This window comes from Magnetovibrio sp. PR-2 (genome assembly GCF_036689815.1).
Lineage (GTDB): Bacteria > Pseudomonadota > Alphaproteobacteria > Rhodospirillales > Magnetovibrionaceae > Magnetovibrio.
In genome coordinates this window covers 248,467-263,148 of sequence record NZ_JBAHUR010000002.1, presented here as the reverse complement: position 1 = coordinate 263,148, position 14,682 = coordinate 248,467, and the positions used below count along the sequence as shown (strand labels likewise).

Genomic DNA, 14,682 nt, shown 5'->3' with positions numbered 1-14,682 from the left:
TATGGAACTGTTTTATGTCCTCTTGGTGCTGTTGGTTGTTACGCGCACCTTCGGCATCGCAGTAGAAAGACTGGGCCAGCCCGCATTGATTGGCGAACTGGTTGCGGGCATCGCTTTAGGTGTCATCGGTGCAGCCATGGCGCCATCCCACCCGTTTATCGGGGATCTCAGACACAACGATATCTTCATCGCACTGACCAACTTAGGCATGTTTTTCTTGATGCTGTTGGCCGGCATAGAAATGCAGCCGCACAAAATCATGAAGTATTCCATCACCGCCTTTTTGGTGGCGCTGGGTGGTCTCGTGTTGCCGCTGGCATTGGGCTTTGGTTTGGGCTGGATGTTTTTGCCCGAAGGCCCGCTAAAAATTGCCCAAAGCTTCTTCTTAGGGACGGCGTTGGCCATCACCGCGGTTCCGGCATCCGTGCGCGTGTTGATGGATTTAGGCAAGCTCAATACGCCGGTCGGTCAAGTCATCGTGACAGCTGCGGTATTCGACGACGTGTTGAGCCTGCTGTTGCTGGCGTTCTTGACGGGCATGGTGTCGGGCAACGGTGCAAGCACACCGCAAGAGATGATGGGGCTGGGCCTCGACATTATCAGCTTCTTCGCCATCACGATTTTGTTGGGCATATACGGCTTTCCCAAAGGGGCGGTGTTGCTCAAACACATCCGCGAAAAAGAGCTCGATTTTTCCCTGATCCTCATCGCCGCATTTGCGTTTGCCGTGCTGGCTGAACTCATGGGGTTGCACTTCATCTTAGGCCCCTTCGTCGCGGGCATGTTCGTTGGACGGCGGGTGTTGGACAAAAGCACCTATATGGCTGTTAAGTCGAAAATCAGTGCCACAACGTTGGGGTTCTTAGCGCCTGTATTCTTCGCATCGGTTGGGCTGAACCTGGAAGTGAGTGCTTTCACAGAAGTGCCCGTGTTTTTGGCGTTGCTCATCGTTGCTGCATTCGTTGGTAAGATCGTCGGCGCGGGAGCCATGGCTCGCCTGCGCAGACGGTTTGACAATCGCGAAAGCTTAGCCGTTGGTGTGGGGATGAGTGCGCGGGGTGCGGTCGAGTTGGTCATCGCCGATATCGCGCTTAAAGCCGGACTGTTCACAACGGCTGTCGGGGCCAATGCTTCCGACCCTGTGGTGGCCAATATATTCTCGGCTGTTGTGGTCATGGCGATCGTGACAACGGTCGTTACATCGGTGAGCTTGCGGTTCATTTTAACAGCAACACACGGGGGAGAAGAAGACGAGGGAGATGAGTGGGATGATGAGAAAAAGTTAGACGAATCGCCCTGATTTTTTATTTACCGATCTGCTAATGAGTGTGTAACAATGCCTACACTATAGGGGCTAAGACCAGACTATGCACACACCGACTATTCAAGAGCTGCAGGGCAAAATTGTCAGCCGCACCCAAATTCGTAAACGTTTAATTCAATACAACACAGGTGAAGTCGATTATGAAAACGTGCGTGCGTTTTCCAATCCTCGCCTGAGTGACGCTCTCAAAGAAGCCCCGGGGCGCTGGGGTTGGTGCGCCTCGACCCGGGGCTGCAGCCTGTCTCCATTGTTGGCACGGCGCCGCCGGCTGTTGTCTGGGAGATTGCAGCGTCCCGGGCCACGACACGCTCTTTGTTTGGTCCTGTAGACACAGATGGAAAACTTGTCGTTTTTGGTGATGGATATCGGTGGTGCCCCCATTGCTTTTGGCGTCTTTCCTGAAAACCATGAGATGACGATGCAAAGCGCACCTTTCCCTTGGGTGAGTGTGGGCGACATCAAGGGAAGTGAAGGCCGCTTCATCGTTGTGAACGGAAACGATGGGCAAGAACGCGCGGTGATCTCTGCAAAGCTGAACGGCACGGGGTGGATGCAGGTGGAAACGCAAACCACGGACAGCCTTTACGCCGATGCCCGCCAGTCTTTATGGCTGTTTGCCGGTCTGATCGTTATGATGATTGCGGTCGGTTCTTTTGCTGTGGTGAAGATGCTCAAAGCTCTAACGGGGCAGGTCTTGATGACCTCCGAAGAATTGCAGCAAAAATTCATCGATCGGGACCGTGCACAGCGCCAAATCATTCAAGCCAAAAACGAAGCTGACGTGAGACCCAAGTTCCCTCCAGTTATGAGGAGAGCCTAGTTTCTAAACTTTGCCCTTTATGGGCGCTTTGTACAAGCCGATATGGGGGATACCCCATATCGGCATCGAAGCCATCGATCACGATCATCAACACATCGTCCATTTGATGAACAAGTTGGATCACGAACATCTGACCGAAGAAGAGCTGCGCCGTGTCGTCGAACAACTGATCAGTTATACGCAATACCACTATCGCCGTGAAGAAGTGGTGATGGACATTTGCGGCTATCCCGACAAAGAACGCCATTGCGAGCTACATGACTTTGTGAAAAACAAAGTGAGAAAGTTGGATGAGGACTGGCGCAAAGAACGCACCGTCGAAAACTTACACAAGCTGCAAAACCTTCTGCACAGCATTTGGCTGGATCATATTATTGAAGAAGATAGTGAATCGATGACCTATGCCCGTGGGCGGGAACTGGAAATCAACCAAGCCCTTTTGGAGATAGAAATCTTTGACCCGCACTAATGCGACCTAGCCGACGTGACCAAACCAAAACTCCAGGCCATTTTTCAAAAACTCGTCATAACGGATGTAATGTGAGCCGTCGCATGAAAAGTTCAAGGCGACCATGCCGTTGACGATGTTGAGTGAGCCGGAACGCAGATAGATGTTCTCATCCGCAAAGCGAAGCTCGCGAAACATTTCAAAGATGGGTGCAATGGCGTCGGTCGGCACAATCGCTTTGTCCATGTATTCATGGTGCGGATAGGCCAAGCATGTGCTGGGATCAATTAAGTCTTCGCAGCTGAGCAAGCGGTAGGTATAGGGATTGTCCACCTGCCAAACGGTTGCGCGGCTCGACGAAAAATGCAGTTTGGAGTGATAGACCCCGTGGTGCGTCATCAGCTCAGCCAACAGCGGAATGGCATCCTCTAAACGTTTATCCAATCGGCTTTCGACGCGTTGTTGTTCAAACAGGTGCGTGCGGATCGACGGATCGCCCTTGATCTGTTGCCAATCGTGTTTTTCTTCGTACAGACCTTGGGTCGCGGGCAGTTCGCGCAAGTCATAGTCTGCGCCCAAAAAGCCCACGTGCTTGGCATTGGGGTCGCGGATCACACGCACAGCGGTGAGCGACGGACGCTTTGAGTTTTTGGAGATATAGGCTTCCGACAAGCGGAAGTTGCCCGAAGCCAACACACCCAGCATATAAGGCCGGTTGGAGCGGTCCCGTCCATAGTGGGCGTGATCAGCGCCCTTGCGCGTGATGTTGTCGCAAATCTGTACGCCGTCGGCGTTCATGACGTAGAGGTGCTTACAATATTTAATCTCGTCGAGCGCCGTGTTGAGGCGCGCCTCCAGACCTTCGCGGTCATGCATCAAATCGACGCAGTCATGGGACAATTTCCGCATGGCGCGCGAAATCATCGACGTCAGCATTTCGCGCTGTTTGAAGATGACCGAGCGGATGTCGGACGGGTCTTGCTCTGTCATATCTGTGGCTTCGGTGGACTGGGTCACGTCCCCTCCAATCTTTGATCCTGGGGAGAATCCGTTTCCCCAACTTAGCGCGATCCGGGGGAGGGGAAAAGCGCTCTATCCCAACCTTATCCGACACGGCCCATGGGCACGGATGTGGTATGCACAGACGAAAGGGAGCAGTTGCGGATAAATTCCACGCCGTGGTCGTGAATGAAGTCGAACACTTGATCCATGGTGAGGAAAAACTCGACGTCTTCCAGACGCTTGAGGCTGGACGTGATGGCGTCTACCATGGGCCCGCCGGCGTAATCCAGTTCCAGACTGCCCGGCAGCGGTGAAATGCTTTCATACGAATAGATGCTCACCACCTTGCCGATAATGGTCGCCGAGGTGAGCATGCGCATGGTGTGCTCATTGTGTTCGATTTCGACAATGTGACACTTGGTGCGGGACTTTTTGTGGAACAAGCCGCCGGACACAACGTCTTGCACGTCGACCTTCATGCCCTCGATTTCCAAAGACTTCGCGAACGCGCTCATCTCGTACATGATGAGCTCGATGGGGTCTTCGGGCGGTTTTCCGCCGCAAATGATCACCGATTTGTTGATGTCGTAATAGTCTTGGGGGTCGAAGGAGAGGGACATGGTGACGGTCGCTTTCTGGGGAAGGGAGTCACATTCTAAAAGATGAATGTTGAGACTTCATGACTTAATTTCACACACCTGCCATGCATGGGCCAAAGGGGGGCAAAACAAAAGGCCGCCCCGGTATGGAGCGGCCTTTGATGTGGTCGGTGGAAAAAGCTTATTTCTTTTTCTTCGACAAGATTTTCGCCACCGTGTTGGAACGGTCCAAGCGTGATACGACCGGAAGACCGTCCGAGCCCAACAGGGGCGTCAGGTACTTCATGAATTTGTCGGTCACGTCGTTGCCGGCTTTGTTGATCATGTTGGGCGCCATGACTTTGGTCAGGGCCGCCACATCGGTCACTTTCGACAACTTGTATTCGATGGCGTAGTCGCCGGTGCGGTGGATGGTCACCGTGCCGTGCTTTTTGCCGGAGAAGTGCGCGAACTGCACCGCTTTCTCACCCACTTCACGCGCTTCGATGGCGTCCACGTCGGACACGCAGCCCAGGAATGAGCGTTGCAAGTAACCGAACGTATCGCCGCGCACGCGGGTGATGCCGGTTTTGTCTTTGATCTGATCGCAGAGCAAATCGGCCAGCGCGCCAGTGCCGGACAGCTGCACGTTGCCGTGGGCGTCCTTTTCGACGTTCTTCATCAGCTTGGTAATGATCGGCGTGCCTTTGGCATCGTGGATGCCTTCGGATACGGCGATGACGCAACGACCGTATTTGTCGTAGGTCTTCTTCACGTCCTTGACGAAGTTGGTCATGTTGAACGTGCTTTCAGGCAAGTAGATCAGATGCGGTGCATCCCCATCATACAAGCGCGCACCGGCGGAGGCCGCGGTCAGGAAGCCTGCGTGGCGGCCCATGACGACACCGACGTAAACGCCTTTCAGCGCCGCGTTGTCTTGGTTGATGCCCGCAAATGCAGAAGCCACGAATTTCGCCGCAGACGGGAAGCCCGGGGTGTGATCGTTGACCATCAGGTCGTTGTCGATGGTTTTGGGAATGTGGATACAGGTCAGGTCATGGCCGGACTTTTCTGCGTATTCCGCAACCAAACGTGCGGCGTCGGACGAATCGTTGCCGCCGATGTAAAAGAACGTGCCGATGTCGTGGGCCTTCAAAACCTTGGAGATTTCTTGGCAGTATTTGAGATCCGGCTTGTCGCGGGTGGAGCCCAGCGCGGAGCAGGGCGTCGCCGCCACGGCTTCCAAGTTTGCGGTGGTTTCCTTGGTGAGGTCGAGGAAATCTTCGTTGATAATACCGGAAACCCCGTGCAGCGCGCCATAGACGTGCTCGACACCCGGGAATTTGCGCGATTCGAGGATTGCGCCAACCAGAGATTGGTTGATAACAGCCGTCGGACCGCCGCCCTGAGCGATCAGGACTTTACCTTTGAGCATGGAAATACTCCCCCTTGTTCGTCAAATAGAGATTTAATTTTGTGATTTGGTTTCACTCCTGAGCGTATTTTAGCCCCGAAACGGCCTCTATACAGCTCCCCATACAGGTAGTTTATGTATACCTTTTTGGGCTGAATGTCTGGAAAATCAGGCCTTTGTCACCAATCTGTCAGAAAAAGTGATTTTTTGCATTTATAGGGGTTGATTTGTGTCAGACGAGCGTTTAGAAAACGCGGGCTTCCAGCGAGACCCCTTCGTCTAGAGGCCTAGGACACCGCCCTTTCACGGCGGCAACACGGGTTCGAATCCCGTAGGGGTCGCCAAGCTTTTCAAGAGCTTATGTTTTGCCTGCTGGAGCCATTCCCAAAATGAGGTAACTTTTCGACGCAGTTTTTGTGCGGATACATGCGTTAGTTGATGTCCGGTTACGCATGTGCGCGGTGGTTTGTCTCGACATTGGGGTTCAATTCGTAAGGTTGAGAGAGCGCGACGTTGGCGTTCGAATTTGAGTGCCCTTGGCGAAGGCTCACACATCAAGGGCGGACTTGCAGGGAGCGAACGAGGTTTGGAGGGAAATTCATTTGCTCCACCCCCAATGATTTGCCCGTTGGTGTTTCCTTAACATTTCGATGGAAACTTTACGATTTGAACGAAAAAAAGACCCGCCAGTTGCGCCCCCAGATCAAGCCTTAAAGGCAATATCTTGAGGGGCGTGGCGGGCCGATCAACGACATCTTGTGTACTTGTCGTGCGTAAGTCAAACAATTCCGTTCATCGTGTCTACGGGTGATCTAATGAACTGATTTTAGAAGGTTATTTGTTGGGCGAGCATCTTGCGAAAAATACAAGATTAGTGTTTTTTTTGCTTGTTCAAGCGAATCGGCCCTGTTATATAGATTGCGAATTAGGCCTTACCCAGCTTCTTAAGTCGGCACGCGAGTGTTGGCATAGCGCAACTGGGGAGGCCCTTTTTTTTGGGAACATCCATCATGAAGCCATGGGAAGATATTAACCAACGTTCGACATTCCTGAAAGACGCTGAACTCATTTCACTCATGAGAGGACGGGGGCTATTCATCGGCGACGATGATCGAGCACGTCATTATTTAAATGTCATTGGCTACCATCGGTTGAGGGCATATGTCTTCCCGTACTACCAAAAAAAATAGACGAGCACGGCAAAATATTGACCACCGCAGATGGTAAACAGGCGGTTGAGGAGGTCTTTGAGCAGGGGACGAGCTTCAACGATATCATTAACTTGTATGTGTTGGACCGTGAGTTGCGATTGTTTTTATTGGGCCCCGTCGAAAAAATTGAAATTGCTTTACGTGGAAAGATCATTTCGCACATTGGAAACAACTCGGATAGGGGTGATGAGGGGTTTCAAACAATCAAACTGTTTGCCCGTCACCATTACAACTTAACTAACAACCGAAACAAGCGGCTCTACAATAATATTGTTCATAAAGGTCGAGGTGAAGTCGTCGCTTATTTGAAGGATGCGATTCGAAGCGAGAAAAATGAAGATGCAAAGAAAGGTCTTCAGTCTGATTTGGAGGAGCTCCAAAAATTGAAAGACGTAGACAAAATCGCAGATGTGATAAATGAGTATTCACCTTACCACATTATGCACCGAATTTCTTTTGGAGTTCTCGTCAACATCTTTAACATTCTTCACCAAAAATATGCCGATGCTATTTCGCAGGAGTTTGGCTTTCATACGCGACCCCTTCGTTCTGTGCTGAGTACTTTGATTGAGGTAAGAAATGCTTGTGCTCACCATGAACCGATTTGGTTCAGGAGCCCAAAAACAATGGTGTTTCCCAGGGAGTATTACCCCGAAATCTACCAAGATATAACAAAGGAAATGTTGGCTGATCCCAGTCAATTGCAGGATGCCTTACCGAAACAGGGGTTGTATGTGACCTGCGCGGCAATGCACTTGTTGTTGAACCGGATATCAGAGACCACAACTTGGTACGCACGTTTTAAACCGCTGATCTACAGGTTTCAATTTGGTATGCAGTCACGAATGGGGTTCCCTCGTGATTGGGATGAATTACCTTTTTGGCGTGGTCCGTTGCCGCCTATGGAAGAGTGATGTGGGTGGTTGAGGTCCTGTGTGTGCGGCGTGTTTGTAATGTAGGTTGATCTTAATTGGCTCTTGCAATTTTTGTTGTACCGTCTCTCATTACTTTGTCGCTAGTTGAATAGACCACATGATAAGCCAGGGACATATTAAGCTTTTTTCATTTAGCAGATTCTTCTCGCCATCTGTATATCGTTCTTCTGTTCCGTGTCCGCAGCGGTATTGTTGTTGATACGGTCGTCTTTCATAACCTCGCTCGATCCAGAAACTCGGACGGTGAAGTTGCTGGCGAAGTTGCAGCATCAATGCGGTCGGAATAAATTGTTTCTCCATTGGTTAGATGGTGACAGCTTGCTTGCGCCTGGCGCTTTTCCCCTCCCGGTGTCGACCGCGTGTGCTGGTAGCTCAGGACCATCCAACATGATAAAGTACGCCCGACTCTATAAGCAAAGGCAGACGGATATGAACACTGAGAAGCTGATTCTTGCATCATTGTGGATCGTTGGGATCGGGATCGCCGTGTATAAGATTTTTCTCACCTGAGGCTCGGGGCAGGGGGTAAAGAGAAATTCTGCCTAGTCACACTTTGAACATTTACACCCAATCGGAGCGATGTAGGCTTCGAAATATTCTTCGCCGTAATCGATCAGGATTTCATCGCCGACCTCAATGGGCTTTATGGCTTCAATGGTGATGCTGAGCTCGTCATGGCTTAACACGGCTTGTGCGTTGGGCGTGCAGGAATGATTGATGTAGCGTGCCAGGTTGGACAGGGATGAGCCGTCGATGCAGTAGTCTTCATTGAGGCCAAAGAGGTAGGGGTTGGGGTTTTCATTGGCTTCATCGCTGTGAATTCTGGGGCCCAGGTACTCAATCAGCTCTTCGCCTGCGGTGAAGGATTTTAAGGCCTTCAGGCCTTGCCCGGTTTTCGCATCAAAGACTTTCAGGTGTTTGGCATTTTTCATGGAATGCTCTCGTTTGTTTGGCTTCAAGGGGGGCGTTTAGAGACACGCTCAAGTATAGCCCGGCGCGCGCTGTCATCCGCATCGCCCCATGCCTTGATTTCGTTGAGGGTTCTGCAGCAGCCGATACAGATGTCTTGATCGTTCAATGTGCACATGCCAATGCAGGGGCTTGCGATGGGCTCTTTGGGAGGCGTGTGGCTCAATGAATAAGTCCTGGATGCTTTGAGGTTCGTAGTTTGACGCGAGGTGTCGGATTCGTCTACCAAAAACGATTGTCCCAACAGGCATTGCTCTGTAGCCTGCACACCACACGTCTCGACATATTAAGGGATCTGCGCTGTGACTTTATTGTTTTTGTATCTCATGCTCGCCATCGGCGTGTCGTTCATTTGCTCCGTGTCCGAAGCGGTGTTGCTATCCATTCGGCCGTCTTACGTTGCTTCGCTTGATCCCGAAACCCGCACGGCGCAGCTTTTGGCGAAGTTGCGCGATAACATCGACAGACCTTTGGCGGCGATCTTAACCGCGAACACTATTGCCCACACAGTTGGTGCGGCGGGCGTGGGCGCGCAGGCGACGGTGGTGTTCGGCAATGAGTATTTGGGCATTACGTCGGGCGTGTTGACGTTTTTGATTTTGGTGTTTTCCGAAATCATCCCCAAGACCTTGGGCGCGACGTATTGGCAGGGGCTGGCCCCCATTGTGGCGCGGACCATTCAGGCCATGGCCATTGCTCTGCACCCCATTGTCTGGGCTTCGGAAAAACTCACCCGCTTAATCTCGCCTGCGGATGCGACGGCGCACACCTACAGCCGTGAAGAAATGAAAGCGATGCTGCAGATCGGTCGTGACGAAGGCGTGTTGGATGACAAGGAACACTCAATCGCGTCCAACCTGATCAAGCTGAGAAAGCTGTCCGTGCGCGACATTATGACGCCGCGCCCGGTGATCTTTTCCGTGTCTGGCAACATGTCGGTGGAGGTCTTCTTTTCCAACCACGCCCAAACACCGTTTTCGCGCATTCCCGTTTTTGTCGACAGCAGCGACGATATTCAAGGCTACGTGCTGAAAACGGATTTGTTGATCGCCCAAGCACGCGACGAGTTTGAACGCATGCTGCACGATTTCAAACGCGATTTTATCGTGATTGCAGACAGCGCAAGCGCGTCGGATACCTACGATCGGCTGATGCGCGACAAGGCCCATATCGCGCTGGTTGTTGATGAGTACGGTGCCGTGCAAGGTGTGGTGACGTTGGAAGACGTGGTCGAGACCCTTATAGGGTTGGAGATTACCGACGAACTGGACAAAGTCGAAGACATGCAGGCTTTGGCCCGTGAGCGCTGGCACAAGCGCATGGAAGGTATGGGGCAAGACGTGACGACGGCTCGCTCAAACTCTGATTAGCTCGAGATTATCCTTATTACCAAGCTGATAATACTTTTGAGCCCCAGATACTTGGCGCAAATGTGCTTATAATGTTGTGTCCAAAGAGCGCATAAAGAACTGGCTTGGTGTGTCTCATGCGGTTGCATAAGAGACACGTAATGTTGCATTGCGGGAACTAATCCTTTTGCACTGTTTTTGTTTACCAAAAGGAAAAGAACTCCATTAAAGTGATGCATACAAGAAGACTTTTGGGTCGGGGGACCCAAATCGATTGACGTTTTCGGGGGGTAAGCGTGACGTCAATCAAAAAAGCCAGAGCAAGCGTTCTTATAGGAGTGGCAGGGCGCTTGTTGACTATGGGGATAAAAATGAAAAACTTACCGATCCGTCTACAGACGGTGATTATCGCGATTGCGGCCGTTGTCGGCTTCGTGATCGTGGGCGTGATCTATTTGACCAGCAACTCACAGTTAGAGCATGCCATTGACGTTGAAGCGAAAGCTGTTAATGGTCTGCTCCTCACAGAAGATGTGAAATATCAATTCCTCAATGCCCGCAGGCATGAGAAAGATTTCTTGCTGGAGCTCGACAACGCATATGTCGAAAAGCACGAACAAACCAGTCAAAACATCCAGGTCGGTCTGGATCAGCTGAGCGAATTGCATGCGGGCACGGATATGGCTGTATTGGTCGAACAGGTCCGCGAAAAGTTCGACGCTTATCAAGAGCAATTCGATTATGTGCAAGCTATATATAATGCGTTCGGTTTAACGCCGGATACGGGCTTGCGCGGTGAGATGGCTGAGGCTGTCGACAATATCACGGGTGAGCTTGAAATCATCAGTGACCAAACGTTGTTGGTGAAGCTCCAGTTGATGCGCGGACATGAGAAGGACTTTTTGCTTCTCCAGGACCCTCAATACATTGAAGAGATGAAGGCCCGTTTAGGTGAATTCGTGTTCCAGATGGCATGGTCTTCCGTGCCTAAGGACGATCGTGAAGAGCTCATCACCTTGATGAAAGATTACCATGCATCCTTCAATCAATTGGCACCTTTGCTTCTTGATCTCATTCCACAAAAAGAATCTCTCAGCACGATGTTTGCTGAGGTTACGCCGCTGTTTGATGAGTTGATGTCCCAAACCTTTGCCGCACGGACAATGGCCTCACAAGATGCCAACGATACGTTGTCGAGCTCGTTTTACACGATCTTGTTCGCGCTTTTGATTATGGCGGTTTTGATCGGTATTCAGGCATTGGTGATTGGTGGACAGATCAGCCGTCCCATCGGACGGATGACGGACGTTATGCACGCGCTTGCGGAAAACAATACCGACACCGAAATTCCGCATCAAGACCGCACCAATGAAATCGGCGTCATGGCCGATGCGCTGGGGGTCTTTAAAGACAACATGATCCAGGCAGAAAAGCTGGCGCTTCAACAACAACAAGAACACGAAGAAAAAGCGCGCCGTTCGGAAGAGATGGACGTGGCGATCAAGGACTTCGATCAGCAGGTCACGGCGATCTTGACGGCTGTGACCGACGATTCCCGTGACATTATCAAGATTGCGGAGAAAATGGGCTCAAAGATCGATCAATCCACCAGTCGGTCTTTGGACGTTGCGGAAGCGTCCGGGCGCACCACGGCAAACGTGGCAACGGTTTCTGCGGCTGCGGAAGAACTCTCGTCATCGATCTCGGAAATCAGCAGCCAAGTGGCGCGTGGTTCGCAAATGGCCAATGCGGCAACGCAAGAAGCCGAACGCACCATTGCCAAGGTTCAAGGGCTGTCCGACGCGGCACTGAAAATTGGTGAAGTGGTCGAGTTGATCACCGACATTGCGGACCAAACCAACTTGTTGGCGCTGAATGCAACCATTGAAGCCGCGCGGGCGGGTGAAGCCGGGAAAGGCTTTGCTGTTGTGGCGAGTGAGGTCAAAAACTTGGCCAACCAAACGGCCAAAGCCACGGATGAAATCAGCATCCAGATCACCGGTATTCAAAATGCGACGGAAGATTCCGCTCAGTCTATTCGTGAGTTCGGCAAAACCATCGAACAAATCAGCGAAGCCTCGTCAGCGACCGCCGCAGCGGTGGAAGAGCAGGGGGCATCGACCCAGGAAATCGCGCGCAACATGCGTGATGTCAATGACGATGCTCAGTTGGTATCGAGTGCGGTCGCCGACGTCAGCCGGTCTTCGGCCTCGTCTTATAGCTCCGCCATTCGGGTGCTGTGGAAAGGTCAAGACCTGAACAAACCGACGCAAGAATTAAATCAAGTTGTCGGATCGTTCCTGAAAACGGTAAGATCATAAAAAATTGGGGTAAATCCCTCGGGAAGGCAATCCTTGGAGAAGGTATAATGGAATATACAATCAATTCTGACAGCTCTCAGCGCACGGTGAATCTAAAAGGCCGCTTGACCTTTTCCGATCACGACGTGTTTCGTGAAATCACTCAGTCGTTAAGCGAGCCGGGGCCTTCGACTTGCTCGGTCAACTTATCTGACTTGGAATTTATCGATTCCGCAGGTTTGGGGCTTTTGCTGTTGGTGAAAGAAGCGGCCCAAGAAAATAGCCTTTCCATTTCATTGACCGGGGCTAGCGACCAAGTCGCAAAGATGTTGGACATTACCAAGTTCAACGAATTGATCGACATCAACTAAGCCGCCATGAACGGGGGGGCTTCCAGTTTGAATCTGCTGTATGGGGCGATGTTGCCGCCCAGCGTGGCGGCGTTCGCGCAAACGAAAGGCCTATCCACAACTCAAGTTTCTGTGGGCGAGAGTGGAGCTGACGGCGGTGGAGGTCACAGTCATATCTCTGCCGTCGCATCCAACGGAGGTGGGTGCGTGTTTGTGGCCTCTGAGGTCACTGAACATGGTTTGGATCTGGTCATGATCCCTTCGGTGTGCGCCTGCGTTGAGGCAACCCCCAGCTTTTGCGGATTTGATGACGGTGTTGTGAGGCGCATTGAAGACAACGATGTCTATCTTTCTTTGACCACGGCAAGCGCTTATAAAAACGAAGTGGCCCTGCACTTTTATCGCTGGATTGATGCAAAAATCGCCCTGAGTGAAGACTTGAAGATGAAACTGGAGTTGGCCTTGCAAGAGGCGCTGGCCAACGGCTTGATCCACGGCAACATGGGGCTGAACAAAACACTGCCAGACAGCTTTCATGACTTAGGCTCGTACGCAGACACGGTTCAAGACAAGCTCGAAAGCGTCGAGGCTGGGCAAAAGCGTATTGAAGTTTGGGCTAAGTGGGGGGCTGAGGCGCTCAGTGTCTCCATCTTGGATCACGGTGCGGGCTTCGACGTCGAAGCGCCGGTTGAACAAAGCGTGACGGGCTGGGGGTTGAATTTGATCGAAAGCCTGACCTCAGGCATCGCCATTACCGAAGGAGGCCGTATGATGACCATGCGGTTTGAGAGGTGACAGAACCACAAGCGGCCCACGCACACTCTTTAGATGAATTTCTCTCCCAAGCCCGGGTGTTGATTGTTGACGACAATGAACGCAACCGGATGCTGATCGGTGCACTTTTGACGGCGGCTGGTGTCAACAACCAAGAAACGGCGGTGGACGGCATCGATGCTTTGGACAAGGTTGAAAGCTTCAGTCCCGACCTGATCGTTCTCGACATCATGATGCCGCGCATGGACGGTATGGAATTCATGCAAATCCTGCGCTCGAGTACCGAGCAAGGCACGGTGCCGATTTTGGTGCAAACGGCGCTCAACAGCCCGGAAGAGCGCAACAAGATTTACGCCAGTGGCGCAACGGACATGCTGTCCAAGCCCATCAACACCGCAGAATTGATCACCCGTGTGCGCACGCACCTGGAGCTACGCCACTTGGCACAAGTCTATCAAGACCAGATGCGCTTAGAAGCTGAGCTTGGTGCGGCTAGGCGCATGCAAGAGGCCTTGTTGCCGCCGCAAACCTTGTTGGATGAAATCCGTACCGAGCGCCGCGTGGCGATTGATGCACATTTTGAGACGTCTTCCGAGCTGGGTGGGGATATTTGGGGGACACATATTTTGGGTGACGGTATGACCGGTGTCTATAGTGTGGACTTTTCTGGGCACGGCGTTGGTGCGTCGCTCAACACCTTCCGTTTGCATGCGCTGATGAGCCACATGCGTCCTTTGAATGCTGACGTGTCAGGGTATTTGGCAGACTTGAACAATGATTTGAATGAGCTGCTGCCGTTGGGCCAATACGCCACAATGTTTTATGCGGTGATCGACACCAACAGCGATACCTTAACCTATTCGGCAGCAGCGGCGCCCAGTGTCATCATGGGCAAGTTGGATGGTTCCGGCGTCGCGTACCACACCACCCGCGGTGTGCCGTTGGGCATGAAACAAGGTTCTCAGTACGATACCTATCAATTGCCTTTCCGTGCAGGCGACTTCTTGTTTTTGTACAGCGATGCCTTAATTGAAACGGCGGATGAATTTGGTGATGTGATCAATGAAACACAGCTGTTGAGAATGGTTGAAGATGCTGTGAAAGACCGCGAAGGTATCCCCGTCATCGATGCTTTGCGTGCTGCGTTTGAGGCGCGAAGTGTGGGGCCCTTAGGCGATGACCTGACGCTGGTGATGGTGTCGCGCTAA

Annotated in this window: 14 protein-coding genes and 1 tRNA gene; 10 read left to right on the top strand and 5 right to left on the bottom strand. The window is 51.9% G+C overall.

Annotated elements, in window-relative coordinates:
- The first annotated feature begins 1 nt into the window (after position 1).
- From V5T82_RS03730 to V5T82_RS03720, 3 genes are all read left to right on the top strand, one after another.
- A complete protein-coding gene (locus V5T82_RS03730; protein ID WP_332894255.1) occupies positions 2 to 1,300 on the top strand; it encodes a cation:proton antiporter in 1,299 nt (432 codons plus the stop codon).
- A 358-nt stretch (positions 1,301 to 1,658) separates the two neighbouring features.
- The gene (locus V5T82_RS03725; protein WP_332894254.1) at positions 1,659 to 2,144 is read left to right on the top strand and encodes a hypothetical protein; all 486 of its coding nucleotides are present in this window, start codon (positions 1,659 to 1,661) and stop codon (positions 2,142 to 2,144) included.
- Positions 2,145 to 2,172: 28 nt separating this feature from the next.
- Entirely contained in the window at positions 2,173 to 2,613 is a 441-nt protein-coding gene (locus V5T82_RS03720; protein WP_332894253.1) for a bacteriohemerythrin, read from the top strand.
- A gap of 6 nt (positions 2,614 to 2,619) precedes the next feature.
- On the opposite strand, the gene V5T82_RS03715 is transcribed toward V5T82_RS03720, so the two are convergent.
- The 3 genes from V5T82_RS03715 to V5T82_RS03705 all read right to left on the bottom strand — a co-directional run bounded on the left by V5T82_RS03715 (position 2,620) and on the right by V5T82_RS03705 (position 5,607).
- Entirely contained in the window at positions 2,620 to 3,609 is a 990-nt protein-coding gene (locus V5T82_RS03715; protein ID WP_332894252.1) for a PDC sensor domain-containing protein, read from the bottom strand.
- An 86-nt stretch (positions 3,610 to 3,695) separates the two neighbouring features.
- Positions 3,696 to 4,214, bottom strand: a complete 519-nt coding sequence (locus V5T82_RS03710; protein ID WP_332894251.1) for a hypothetical protein — start codon at positions 4,212 to 4,214, stop codon at positions 3,696 to 3,698.
- Positions 4,215 to 4,374: 160 nt separating this feature from the next.
- Positions 4,375 to 5,607 carry a 6-phosphofructokinase gene (locus V5T82_RS03705; protein WP_332894250.1) on the bottom strand — a complete coding sequence of 411 codons (1,233 nt, stop codon included), beginning with the start codon at positions 5,605 to 5,607 and terminating at the stop codon, positions 4,375 to 4,377.
- A 247-nt stretch (positions 5,608 to 5,854) separates the two neighbouring features.
- Between V5T82_RS03705 and V5T82_RS03700 the strand changes: the two genes are divergently transcribed.
- Together V5T82_RS03700 and V5T82_RS03695 are read left to right on the top strand one after the other, a co-directional pair.
- Positions 5,855 to 5,930 (top strand) — tRNA-Glu (locus V5T82_RS03700).
- An 863-nt stretch (positions 5,931 to 6,793) separates the two neighbouring features.
- Positions 6,794 to 7,711, top strand: a complete 918-nt coding sequence (locus V5T82_RS03695) for an Abi family protein (RefSeq protein ID WP_332894249.1) — start codon at positions 6,794 to 6,796, stop codon at positions 7,709 to 7,711.
- A gap of 563 nt (positions 7,712 to 8,274) precedes the next feature.
- Here V5T82_RS03695 and V5T82_RS03690 read toward each other — a convergent pair.
- Together V5T82_RS03690 and V5T82_RS03685 are read right to left on the bottom strand one after the other, a co-directional pair.
- Positions 8,275 to 8,664, bottom strand: coding sequence for an SET domain-containing protein (locus V5T82_RS03690; RefSeq protein WP_332894248.1), 390 nt, complete (start codon positions 8,662 to 8,664; stop codon positions 8,275 to 8,277).
- A gap of 23 nt (positions 8,665 to 8,687) precedes the next feature.
- Positions 8,688 to 8,867 carry a DUF1289 domain-containing protein gene (locus V5T82_RS03685; protein ID WP_332894247.1) on the bottom strand — a complete coding sequence of 60 codons (180 nt, stop codon included), beginning with the start codon at positions 8,865 to 8,867 and terminating at the stop codon, positions 8,688 to 8,690.
- Between the two features lie 136 nt (positions 8,868 to 9,003).
- Between V5T82_RS03685 and V5T82_RS03680 the strand changes: the two genes are divergently transcribed.
- From V5T82_RS03680 to V5T82_RS03660, 5 genes are all read left to right on the top strand, one after another.
- Positions 9,004 to 10,071: a CNNM domain-containing protein gene (locus V5T82_RS03680; protein WP_332894246.1), complete on the top strand. Its 1,068-nt coding sequence runs from the start codon at positions 9,004 to 9,006 to the stop codon at positions 10,069 to 10,071.
- 350 nt (positions 10,072 to 10,421) lie between these two features.
- Entirely contained in the window at positions 10,422 to 12,371 is a 1,950-nt protein-coding gene (locus V5T82_RS03675; protein ID WP_332894245.1) for a methyl-accepting chemotaxis protein, read from the top strand.
- A 47-nt stretch (positions 12,372 to 12,418) separates the two neighbouring features.
- Positions 12,419 to 12,721, top strand: coding sequence for an STAS domain-containing protein (locus V5T82_RS03670; RefSeq protein WP_332894244.1), 303 nt, complete (start codon positions 12,419 to 12,421; stop codon positions 12,719 to 12,721).
- A gap of 27 nt (positions 12,722 to 12,748) precedes the next feature.
- Positions 12,749 to 13,495, top strand: a complete 747-nt coding sequence (locus V5T82_RS03665) for an ATP-binding protein (RefSeq protein ID WP_332894243.1) — start codon at positions 12,749 to 12,751, stop codon at positions 13,493 to 13,495.
- On the top strand, positions 13,492 to 14,682 hold the full coding sequence (locus V5T82_RS03660; protein ID WP_332894242.1) for a PP2C family protein-serine/threonine phosphatase: 1,191 nt from the start codon (positions 13,492 to 13,494) through the stop codon (positions 14,680 to 14,682). The genes V5T82_RS03665 and V5T82_RS03660 overlap by 4 nt, the downstream gene beginning before the upstream one ends.

Bases quoted from the DNA above. Each gene is read 5' to 3' on its own strand.
- V5T82_RS03730 (WP_332894255.1), top strand. From the start codon at position 2: ATGGAACTGTTTTATGTCCTCTTGGTGCTGTTGGTTGTTACGCGCACC.
- V5T82_RS03725 (WP_332894254.1), top strand. From the start codon at position 1,659: ATGGAAAACTTGTCGTTTTTGGTGATGGATATCGGTGGTGCCCCCATT.
- V5T82_RS03710 (WP_332894251.1), bottom strand. From the start codon at position 4,214: ATGTCCCTCTCCTTCGACCCCCAAGACTATTACGACATCAACAAATCG.
- V5T82_RS03705 (WP_332894250.1), bottom strand. From the start codon at position 5,607: ATGCTCAAAGGTAAAGTCCTGATCGCTCAGGGCGGCGGTCCGACGGCT.
- V5T82_RS03690 (WP_332894248.1), bottom strand. From the start codon at position 8,664: ATGAAAAATGCCAAACACCTGAAAGTCTTTGATGCGAAAACCGGGCAA.
- V5T82_RS03675 (WP_332894245.1), top strand. From the start codon at position 10,422: ATGAAAAACTTACCGATCCGTCTACAGACGGTGATTATCGCGATTGCG.
- V5T82_RS03670 (WP_332894244.1), top strand. From the start codon at position 12,419: ATGGAATATACAATCAATTCTGACAGCTCTCAGCGCACGGTGAATCTA.